We start from the raw sequence: 10360 nt of genomic DNA on the forward strand, positions 1-10360 counted from the left end.
AGTCCAGGCATTTACCACGGACCGGCGAGAACCGGACACCGCTGCGTTCAGCGTATGCAGCGGACGTCGGGTGCGGTCCTGTTCCGCCAGCGGACGAAGAGCTGTTCCGGATCCCCGGTGTAGGACCAGGGGACCTCGGTGGCCTGGTTGTCCAGCAGCCGGAAGATGTCACCCGCCCGGTCCGCCATTCCGGCGTTGACCAGACCGTGCGCCAGATGGTTGAGGTCGGCGACATCCTGTGCTGCGGGTACGCGATGGGCCCCAGTGGCGGGTCAAGCCGAAGGCTGTGCTCCCCTAGGTTGCCATGCGGTGGCGGTAGTGCTCGGCGCGCGCCACCTGCGGAAGGATCGCGAGGGGCGATCCTTCCGGCGCGTAACTCGTGACCTCCCAGGCGAAGTTGAGTGCCGTGCCATACGAGCCGTGCCAGCGGGCGGAGAGATAGCGCAGCGCCTGGTGGTGACCCTCGCGGTGGGTCTGCCCGGTGCGCGCGGCGGCGAACATCCGCATCACCTCGGTTTCCGCACGGAGCACGGCGGCGTCAGGGTCTCCCTTGTGCGAGTTCCGGATGGCGTTTCAGAAGTCGGACAGGAGGCCGTCCCGTCGGCGGTCGGCCGGGCCGTCGGCTGCCGGAGCGTTTGCGAAGTGCTCGTCCGCTGTCTCCACGTGAGTTGGACTGAGCGGCCTGGGACGGAAGTAGGACCGCCCTCCCTGGAGCCGGGCGATGGTCAGCGGGACCAGCCCGAGGGCCAGCGCGCCGAGGCCTATGGCCAGTTGTGTGTTGGTCAGGGTCGGGATCGCCGCTGTGAAGACCCAGACGTTGAAGGCTGTGCCGGCGAGGGGCCACAGGCCCAGGAAGACGAGGTTGCCGATGGAGGCGAACAGCACGCTGCGGAAGGCCACGGTGACGGAGATACCGGCCAGGGCGTAGTAGAACGCGATCAGCAGCCCGATGCCCATCAGAGCGTCTTTGAGAATGCCGACACCGGGGTCGGTGAGTGCGGTGATCGTCAGGGCGGCTACCGCGAACGCGCAGATCGCCAGCGTGGCAGCCACGGGGGTCTGCCGCTGGGGGTGGATACGGCCGAGGAATGAGGGGACCGTGCGGTCGCGGCCCATCGCGAACAGTGTGCGGGTCGCTTGGAGGAGAGTGGTCTCCAGTGTGGCGATCATGGACAGCGGCACGGCGAGGACGAGCAGGGTGCCGCCCACTCCGGGCCAGGCGGCCTCACCGAGCTGGTGGAGGAAACCGCCGTCCGTCGACGTTATGGCATCCGGGCCCAAGAGCATGTTCGCGCTGACGGTCAGGGTGAGTAGCGTGGCGGCGACGACCAGCAGGCCGATGAGACCGCCGAGCCCGGAGCCGCCCCGGCCGCTGCGGGTTTCCTCACTGAGGTTGGCCGTCACGTCCCACCCCCAGTACAGGGCGCCCGCGATCAGCGCACCCGCGGTGAAGGTGTGCGTCGCGTCGAAGTGCCCGTAGCCGAACCAGGAGAACGAGAACTCGGTGGCGTGGGAGTCCTGCGTCAGCGCGGTGAAGGCAACGGCCAGCAGCAGTGCCAACTGGGTTGCGATGGCGACGACCCGCGCGCGGGCGGCGATCCGGGCGCCCGATGCCACGACGGCAGCCATCAGCAGCAACCAGCCGAGCCCGACCATGGTGGCCAGGGTGTCGTCCTTGGCCAGTTCCTCGTCGAAGAGCGAGAGGGTGGCGCTGCCGGCGGGCGTCGTCGAGGCGATCACGAAGAGGGTGGTCGAGACGACGACGGCCCAGCCGCTGAGGAATCCGAGGAAGGGGTGCAGGCTTCTGGCCACCCAGGAGTAGGTGGCGCCGGAGTTGACGTCGAGTCGTCCCAGGTGCCGGAAGGCGAGGGCGATGCCCACCATCGGGATCGCGCAGTAGAGCAGGACGGCCGGGGCGGCGAAGCCGACCGCGGCGACGAGCGCGGGAATCAACGCGATGACGGTGTACGCCGGCCCGCAGCCCGCGACCGCCATGACCACGGAGTCGAACGTCCCCAGAACCCCTGTTCTGAGCCCGCCCCCGTCGTTGCCGGGCCTGTCGTTCACCTTTGCGCCTTTCCTCGGTTGTGCTGGACAACGGTTGTGGCGGTGGCCGCAGGTCCTGCCCGTCAGGGAACGGGCTGCTGCTGCGTGACGCAGTGGATTCCGCCGCCGCCGGTGCCCAGGCGGTCGATGTTGAGCTGCTCGATACGGCGGTCTGGGTAGAGCCGGGCCAGGGTGGCCCTGGCGGCCGCGTCGGCCTGGGTGTCCCCGAAGTGCGCGCTGATGACGGCGCCGTTGCACAGGTAGTAGTTGGCGTAGGACGCGAGGAAGTTCCGGTTGGTGGAGCGGATCTTGTAGTAGTCGGGGCCCTGGAGCCGGGTCGCCGCGATCGGGGCCCCCGATGCGGTCGTGGACGTGGACAGGATCTGGTACTGCCGGCGCGCGTCCGTCGCGTAGGCGTCGTTGTCCGAGGCCAGGGGCATCTGGACGAGCGCCTTCCCGGGGGCGAGGAAACGCGAGGTGGCGTCGACGTGGTCGTCGGTGATGTCCTGGCCGTACACCCCGTCGAACCAGATGACCTTCGAGGCGCCGTAGGCATCGCGCATCGCGGCCTCGATCTGCGCCTGCGACATCCCGGGGTTGCGGTTGCGGTTGATGAGGCTGCTGCGGGTCGCCATCAGGGTGCCGGCGCCGTCCTGCTCAATGGCCCCGCCCTCGCCGACCAGGTCGGCGTAGGTGAACGGCACTCCCACGTAGAAGGCGATCCGCTCGGCGACGAGCTCGTCCCTGGCGTGGGTCTGCTTGTTGCCCCAGCCGTTGAAGTTCAGGCCGACCGCGTCCAGCCTGCCGGCGCCGTTGGTCCTGAAGACGGGGCCGGTGTCGCGCATCCAGCAGTCGTCGACCGGGATGGAACTGATGACCGTGACGGCGGATCCGCACATCGACCGTGCCCTCGCGGCGCTCCCGGAGTTGGCGCACATGATGACGGGTTCGTACTTGGCGATCGTTCGCGCGATCAGCGCGATGTCCGCCTGGACGCCGCTGAGCTTGCCACGCCAGATCGAGGTGCTGTCCGGCCAGGCCATCCAGGTGCGGGTGTGCCGGACGTCTTCGATCGGGGCGCGGAAGGTACCGGCCGACGCGGTCCGACGCACCCGCGACGCCGCGCCGGCCCGGCCTTCGGCTGCCGCCAGAGCCGCGCCCGCGGCGGTCAGGCCCGCGGCCGCGAGGAATTCGCGCCTGCCCAGACCTTGACCCGAGGGCCGGTTTGCAGCGTGATCGTTCATTCGTGCCTCCTGGCTCAACTGCCCGTAGTGCTGCCATGGTTGAAGAGAGGTAAGACTGACCAAGCGCTCGGTCACCGGTTTGCGCACGCGCACCGCCGGCGCCTGAGCCGGCCACGGGCCGTCAGAGTGCCCGTCGGGCGGCGGCGATCGCGTCGGGATCCCAGCCGGGGCGGGGTACGGATTCCAGCAGGAGCTGGGTGTAGGGGTGCTGGGGAGCGGCGAGGACCTCGGCGGTGGCGCCTGCCTCGACGATGCGGCCGTGGCGCATGACGATGACCTCGTCGGTGACGCAGCGGACCACGCCGAGGTCGTGGGTGATGAAGAGGTAGCCGATGCGGGTCTGCTCCCGGATGTCGGCGAGCAGGTTGAGGATCTGCGCCTGCACGGAAACGTCGAGGGCGGCCACGGCTTCGTCCAGCACGAGGACGGCCGGCTCGACCGCGAGGGCGCGGGCGATGGCGACGCGCTGGCGCTGCCCGCCCGACAGCTGCCGGGGCCGTGCGTCGGCGGCGCGGGTTCCGAGGCCGACCTGGTCGAGGAGTTCACGGATGCGGCGGTCGTGGTCCGCGCCGGGGAAGTGCAGGCGCAGGGTTTCCCGGAGGACCGCTTCGACGCTGGTCCTGGGGTCGAGGGAGAGGTAGGGGTCCTGGAAGACCATCTGGACCTCGCGGGCCCTGGCCACGCGCTGTGCCCGGCCGCGGCTCCGTGCGGTCCGGGCCTGGCCGCGTACGAGGACTTCGCCGGCGTCGGCCTGCTCCAGGCCGACGATGATCCGGGCGGTGGTGGTCTTGCCGGAGCCGGATTCGCCCACGATGCCCAGGGATCCGCCCTCGGCGAGGGTGAAGGACACGTCGTCGACGGCGCGGACGGCTCCGAAGGCGCGTTGCAGGCCAACGGCTTCCAGTACGTTCTCAGGCACGGGCGGGGCTCCCTTCGAGGCGGTCGCTGTGGTGGCAGGCGGCCTGGTGGTTCGGCATCCCCGGTGCGGGCAGCGGTTGCGGGGCCTCGTGGTCGCAGATCTCCGTGGCGAGGGGGCAGCGGGCGGCGAAGGGGCAGCCGTGGAGTTCCTGCCGCAGGTCGGGGGGCTGGCCGTCGATGGCGGCGAGTCTGCCCTGAGGGGCTTCGAGGCGGGGGGTGGAGGCGAGCAGGGCTGCCGTGTAGGGGTGGCGGGGGTGCGCGAAGAGGGCCTTGGCGGGGCCGCTCTCCGCGATCCGTCCGGCGTACATGACGTAGACGCGGTCACTGATGGCGGCGGCGAGGTCGAGGTCGTGTGTGACGAACAGCAGGCCGGTGCCGAAGCGTTCACGCAGCCGGGCCAGGAGGGCGACGACCTCGGCCTGGGTGGTGACGTCCAGCGCGGTGGTGGGCTCGTCGGCCAGCAGGAGAGCCGGATCGCCCATGAGGGCGGCGGCGATCATGACGCGTTGCAGCATGCCGCCGGAGACCTGACCGGGGTACTTGTGCAGGGCGGAGGCGTCCAGGCCGACCGCCTGGAGGAGTTCGGTGGCCCGGGCGGTCGCGTCCGCCCGGCCCATGCTGTTGGTCAGGGTCACGCTCTCGGTGAGGAAGTCGCCGATGCGGCGCAGCGGGTTGATGGCGGCGCGGGGGTCCTGGAAGATCATGGCCACCGTGCCGGCACGCAGGGCCCTCAGCTGTTCGGCGTTCATGGTGAGCACGTCTTGGCCGCTCACACGGACGGCGCCCTCGACGACAGCGCCTGGCGGCAGCAGACGCAGCGCGCTGCGGGAGGTGATGCTCTTTCCGGAACCGGACTCGCCGACGAGTGCGACGGTCTCGCCGGCCGCGACGGTGAGGTCGACGCCGTCGAGGACGGGGCGGGCGGTGCCGGGCAGGGTGATCCGCAGCCCTTGGATGTCGAGTGTGTGCAGCGGTTTCATCGGTCTCTCCTGGCTACGCGGTCGGCCCAGCGTTCTCCCACCACGTTGAACGCGACCACGGTCAGCACGATGAAGACGCAGGGCAGGATCGCGGACAGCGGGTAGCCGTGCTGGATGGCGGTCTGTCCGTCGAAGACCATGCGGCCCCAGTCGGGGGTGAGCGCGGGGACGCCGAGTCCGAGGAAGGACAGGCCGGCGAGGTCCATCAGGGCGTAGCCGAAGTTGATGGTGGACTGGGCGAGGACCACGGGGGCGATGTTGGGGAGGATGTGGCGCAGGCAGATCTGCAGGGCCGAGTGGCCCTGGACCTGGTAGGCGCTGACGTAGGGGCGTTCGCGTTCGGCCAGGACCAGTGAGCGGGTCAGGCGGCTGACGTAGGGCAGGTACGCGATCGAGAGGGCGATGACCGGGGCGAGGAGCCCTTCGCCGTAGACCGAGATGATGAGGATCGCCAGCAGCATCCCGGGAAAGGCGAAGACCAGTTCCGTGCTGCGGGAGAGGACGGAGTCGAGCCAGCCGCCCCGCCAGGCAGCGGCCATGCCGACGGCGATTCCGGCGAGGGTGGAGAAGACGACCACTCCGAGGGGACCCAGCAGGGAAGTGCGGGCGCCCAGCAGCAGGCGGGAGAGGGTGTCGCGGCCGGCCGCGTCCACACCGAGCGGGTGCACGGCGGAGGGTCCGGCGAGCGCGTTGCCGAGATCGATCGCATTGGGGTCGTGAGTCACCACCCAGGGCCCGAGCAGGGCGGCGGCGGTCACCAGGGCGACGAAGCCCACGCAGACCATGTAGAGCGAGGACCGGGCGGAGCGGATCTTGGAGAGTCCGGGCCGGCGGGTGAGGATGGCGGTCATGCGCCGGACCTCCTCGATCCGAGGGTGATCCGCGGGTCGACCACAGGAAGCAGCAGGTCGACGATGAGGTTCACGATCATGAACAGGGCAACGATGATCAGGGAGATGGCCTGAACGGTCGGGAAGTCCTTGGTGGTGGTGGACAGCTCCAGCAACTGGCCGACACCACCGATGCTGAAGGCGGTCTCCACGAGGATCGTGCAGACCAGGAGGGTCGAGACGATCAGGCCCCCGGTGGTCAGAACCGTGCCCAGGGAGTTGCGGAACACGTGCCGGCGGATGACCTGACGTTCGGGGACGCCGCGGCTGCGGGCGACGGTGACGTGCTCGCTGTCGAGGGCTTCGAGCATGGCGGAGCGGGTGACCCGGGCGAGCAGGCCGACCAGGTAGAGCGCGAGGGCGATCGCGGGGAGGGTCAGGTGCCAGAGCATGTCACCGAAGCCCTCGCCGGCGCCGCTGCTGGGGAACCACCCGAGGTTCACGGCGAACAGGCCCTGGAGCAGCACGGCCGCGACGAAGGAGGGGGTGCCGAGGGCGAACGTGGTGCCGAGCAGGATGGCGGAATCGGTGCCACCACCGCGCACGGCGGAGATCCATCCCAGCAGCAGGCCGATCACCGCGACCACGACCAGGGCCATCGTCACGAGCAGCAAGGTGGTGGGAAGGCGGTCGGCCAGGAGCCGTGAGACGTCGGTGCGGTAGGTGATGGACCGCCCGAAGTCACCCTGGACCACGTCGCCGAGCCAGCGGAGGTACCGGACGAGGAACGGGTCGTCCAGGTGGTACTGGGCGTTGATCGCGGCGAGGGCCTCCGGCGAGGCCGAGCGTCCCGAGAGCAGGAAGCTGGCCGGGCTGCCCGGCGCCAGGTACATGGCGCCGAACACCACGAACGACGCACCGAGCAGGGTGGCGGCCATTTCCGCCACCCGGCGTACGGCGAATCTCACGAAGTTCACTTCGCGGCCCCCACGTCGGCTGCCCACGGGTAGTACATGTACGAGATGGTGGTGGGGGCGCCGGTGATCCGCTTGTTCAGGAAGACCGCGGTGGGCCACTCGGCGACCGGGATCCACAGCACCTGCTCGGCGGCCTGCTTCTGGAGCTTGGCCTCGATCTGCATCCGCTGGTCCGGCTGATAGACGGCGGTGGCCTGGTCGACGAGGTCGTCGTAGCGCTTGTCGCTGTAGCCGGCGAAGTTCAGGTAGGCGCCGGTCTTGAAGTTCTGCAGCAGGTCGAGCGGGTCGGTGATCGAGTTGTAGGAGGTGTACGGGAACATGTCGATGCCCTCGCGCGCCTGGGGATCGGTGAACAGGGCGGTGAAGGCGTTCGGGGCGATGGCCTTGAGGCGGATGTCCAGGCCGATCTGGGTGCCGGCCGCCTGCACGGCGGTGGCGAGGAGGGAGACGTCCTGGCCGATGGAACTGGTGGCGACGGTCAGGGTCTTGCCGGTGGCGCCGGCCTCCTTGATCAGCGCCTTGGCCTTCTCCAGGTCCTGGGTGGCGGGCGGCAGCGAGCCGAAGGCGGCCTGCCCGGTCTGCTCCGAGGCTCCGGCCCAGGCGCCCCGGGGGGTGAGGGAGTTGGTGACGGTGCCCGCGCCGCCGAGTCCGGCCTTGACGAAACCGGACCGGTCCAGGGCCAGGGACAGCGCACGGCGCACGCGGACGTCACCGAGCGGGCCCTGCATGTTGGTGACGTTGACGTTGACCGAGGTCAGGCCCTCGCCGAAGTACAGGGTGCCCAGGCCGCTGTCGCGCAGGCGGCCGTAGCTCTCGGTGGGGATCAGGTAGCCGCCGTCGGCCTCCCCGCTGAGCATGGCGTTGGTGCGGGCGGAGGGGTCGGTCATGACCCGGAAGACGGCCTTCTTGGACTTGGCCTTGGTGCCCCAGTAGCCGTCGAAGCGCTCGAGTTCGATCGACTGGCCCTTGCTCCACGTGCCGAGTTTGAACGGGCCGGTACAGGCGAGGCCGCCGGTGGTGCCGTAGTCCTTGCCCGCCGCCTCGATGCCGGCCTTGGAGGCGACCACTCCGGCGGCGGTGGCCATGTACTGCGGGAACTGGGAGTCGGGCTTCTTGAGCTTGACGGTGACCTGCAGCGGTCCGGTCTTGTCCAGAGAGGCGACGTTCTGGAAGGTCTGGGCCCAGGCGGCGGCGTTGTCCGGGTCCATCTGCCGGCCGAAGCTGTAGACCACGTCGTCGGCGGTCATCTCCTTGCCGTCGTGGAAGCGCACGCCCGGGCGCAGATCGTAGACCCAGGTGGTGGGGTCGGGGTTCGATGCCTTCTGCGCCAGGCCCGGCTCCATGGTGAGGCCCGGGGTCCAGCGCATCAGGCTCTCGCACACGTTGGACAGGATCGTGTTCTGCGGGTAGTCGAACGCCACCGTGTAGTCCAGGGTGGGCGGCTCGGCGTAGACGGCCCAGGTGAAGGAGTCGATCTCCCCGCGGGCCGGAGGCGTGGAAGCGGAGAGCTTGACCTCGGTGCCGGTGGTGCCGGTGTCCTTGGGGGGGCCGGAGCAGGCCGCGAGGGCGGCGAGGGAGGTCAGGACGGCCGTCGTGGCGGCGATCCGTCCGCGCCTGCCGCGGAGGCGTCTGCTGCCGAGGGGCGGGGGTGTGGTCATCGTCGCGCTCTCTCTTCGTGGGGGTTGCGGGGGCCGGCGGGCCGCTGGGCGGCCCGCCGGGAGCGGTCCGTTCTCGGTTCAGGCGGTGGCGCGCGAAGCCGGGATCTGCTGGGTGATGCAGTGGACTCCGCCGCCGCCGAACGCGATGGCGAGCGCCCGCACTCCGACGACCTTGTGGTCGGGGTACGCCGCTGAGATGACCGCGAGGGCTTCCGCGTCCTGGGGCAGACCGGCCACCGGGACGACGACGCCGCCGTTGGCCACGTAGTAGTTCAGGTAGGACACCTCGATCTCGCCGCCGGCGATGTCGCCGAACGCGGTCTGGGGGACGTCGATGATCTCGAACGGCCGGCCCTGGGCGTCGGTGGTGGCCTCCAGCACCGCGCGATTGGCGCGCATTCGAGCGTAGTCGGGATGCGCCGGGTCGTCGGGCAGGGAGACGACGACCTTGCCGGGAGCGGCGAAGGCGCAGACGCCGTCGACGTGCCCGTCGGTCTCCGTGTCCAGCAGACCTCCGTACGGAAGCCAGACAACCTTCTCGACACCGAGCCGGGACTTCAGTTCGGTCTCGATTTCGTCCCGGTTCATGCCGGGGTTGCGGTTGGGGTGCAGCAGGCACTGCTCCGTGGTGATCAGCGTGCCCTCGCCGTCGACGGTGATCGCGCCGCCCTCCAGGATCATGTCGGAGTGGATGCGCTCGACCCCGAGGTGCTCCAGCAGCAGGGCGCTGACCCGGTCGTCGGAGTCGAACGGGTGGTGCTTGCCGCCCCAGGCGTTGAAGCGGAAGTCAACCCCGGCGCGGTTGCCGTCCCCGTCAAGGACGAACAGCGGGGCGGAGTCGCGGAACCAGGAGTCGTCCAGCGGCATCTCCACCACGGTGACCGCAGGGTCGCACCACCGCCGGGCGTCCTCGCCGTGGCCGGGCGGCGCGACCATGGTCACGGGCTCGAACCGGGCGATCGCGCCCGCCACGTTCGCGTACTCCTCCTTGACGTCCTTCAGCACGCTGCCCCACAGCTCCTCACGGGTGGGCCAGGCCATCAGGCACCCCTCGTGCTCGGACCACTCGGCAGGCATACGGAACGCAGTCATCACGGGTCTCTCTTCGTTTCGCCAGAAGTACTCGTCGGCGGCGGCCGGCTCAGCGGAGTGCCCGGCAGAGCCGAGGGACGAGTACGCGGTATGAACGGCATCATGCTCTCAACTGAAAATTCAGTCAAGAGGTGGAGCGGATTTGGGCCGTCTCCGGCTCCAGGACGCACGGCTTGTCGGGTAAACACGGAATTCCGGCGGTGCTGACGAGGCCCCTCAACCGGCTGCCATCAGGCATGATCGCTCACCCAAGGGGGTCTGAAAGTTCAGTCAGCCCACTGGGCGGTCACAGGAAGTACAGACGGCTCAGCGAGACGTCCTCGGCCGCTCCGGAGCGCATCGGGTCACCGTCGAGGGTCACAAGACCGCTGCGCGGGTCGACCTCTACGCGGCCCAGGCGGGCGTTGCGCACCATGTCGGCCGGGCCGATTCCGCGTGTGCCCTGGACGGCCACGCGTCGGCGCCGGGTGGCCATCATGTCGTGCGGCCTGCCGAAGGAGCCGGATTCGGCAGCCGCACGGCTGACGAAGGCCACGGAGTGTCGGCGTACACGTGAACGTCCCCACCCGCGTACGGATGAACGTCCCCAGTTCTTGATGCCTTGAAGGGACACCT

General features: G+C 69.8%; 10 protein-coding genes and 1 pseudogene. All 11 read right to left on the bottom strand.

The genetic code is table 11. From position 1 onward, the window contains the following. Positions 1 to 47: 47 nt before the first annotated feature. Positions 48 to 188 carry a hypothetical protein gene (locus tag ACWV17_RS31285; RefSeq protein ID WP_455362319.1) on the bottom strand — a complete coding sequence of 47 codons (141 nt, stop codon included), beginning with the start codon at positions 186 to 188 and terminating at the stop codon, positions 48 to 50. 106 nt (positions 189 to 294) lie between these two features. Continuing rightward, positions 295 to 531, bottom strand: a complete 237-nt coding sequence (locus ACWV17_RS31290; protein WP_455362320.1) for a hypothetical protein — start codon at positions 529 to 531, stop codon at positions 295 to 297. Between the two features lie 42 nt (positions 532 to 573). Beyond that, on the bottom strand, positions 574 to 2067 hold the full coding sequence (locus ACWV17_RS31295; protein ID WP_455362321.1) for an APC family permease: 1494 nt from the start codon (positions 2065 to 2067) through the stop codon (positions 574 to 576). Positions 2068 to 2129: 62 nt separating this feature from the next. After that, positions 2130 to 3290: an agmatine deiminase family protein gene (locus ACWV17_RS31300; protein WP_455362322.1), complete on the bottom strand. Its 1161-nt coding sequence runs from the start codon at positions 3288 to 3290 to the stop codon at positions 2130 to 2132. Positions 3291 to 3411: 121 nt separating this feature from the next. Next, complete coding sequence (locus tag ACWV17_RS31305; protein WP_455362323.1) at positions 3412 to 4209, bottom strand: ABC transporter ATP-binding protein; 798 nt, start codon at positions 4207 to 4209, stop codon at positions 3412 to 3414. Continuing rightward, positions 4202 to 5188 (bottom strand): ABC transporter ATP-binding protein, encoded by a 987-nt coding sequence (locus ACWV17_RS31310; protein WP_455357071.1) that lies wholly within the window; start codon positions 5186 to 5188, stop codon positions 4202 to 4204. Before ACWV17_RS31310 ends, ACWV17_RS31305 begins: the two co-directional genes overlap by 8 nt. Further along, a complete protein-coding gene (locus ACWV17_RS31315; protein WP_455362324.1) occupies positions 5185 to 6039 on the bottom strand; it encodes an ABC transporter permease in 855 nt (284 codons plus the stop codon). Before ACWV17_RS31315 ends, ACWV17_RS31310 begins: the two co-directional genes overlap by 4 nt. Further along, positions 6036 to 6995 carry an ABC transporter permease gene (locus tag ACWV17_RS31320; RefSeq protein WP_455362325.1) on the bottom strand — a complete coding sequence of 320 codons (960 nt, stop codon included), beginning with the start codon at positions 6993 to 6995 and terminating at the stop codon, positions 6036 to 6038. Before ACWV17_RS31320 ends, ACWV17_RS31315 begins: the two co-directional genes overlap by 4 nt. Next, a complete protein-coding gene (locus ACWV17_RS31325; protein ID WP_455362326.1) occupies positions 6992 to 8653 on the bottom strand; it encodes an ABC transporter substrate-binding protein in 1662 nt (553 codons plus the stop codon). Before ACWV17_RS31325 ends, ACWV17_RS31320 begins: the two co-directional genes overlap by 4 nt. A gap of 78 nt (positions 8654 to 8731) precedes the next feature. Continuing rightward, positions 8732 to 9745, bottom strand: coding sequence for an agmatine deiminase family protein (locus ACWV17_RS31330; RefSeq protein ID WP_455357067.1), 1014 nt, complete (start codon positions 9743 to 9745; stop codon positions 8732 to 8734). Between the two features lie 286 nt (positions 9746 to 10031). Then, positions 10032 to 10283 (bottom strand): annotated as a pseudogene (locus tag ACWV17_RS31335) (urease subunit alpha); the annotation flags it as partial. Between the last annotated feature and the right edge of the window lie 77 nt (positions 10284 to 10360).

This window comes from Streptomyces mabaensis, assembly GCF_053763515.1.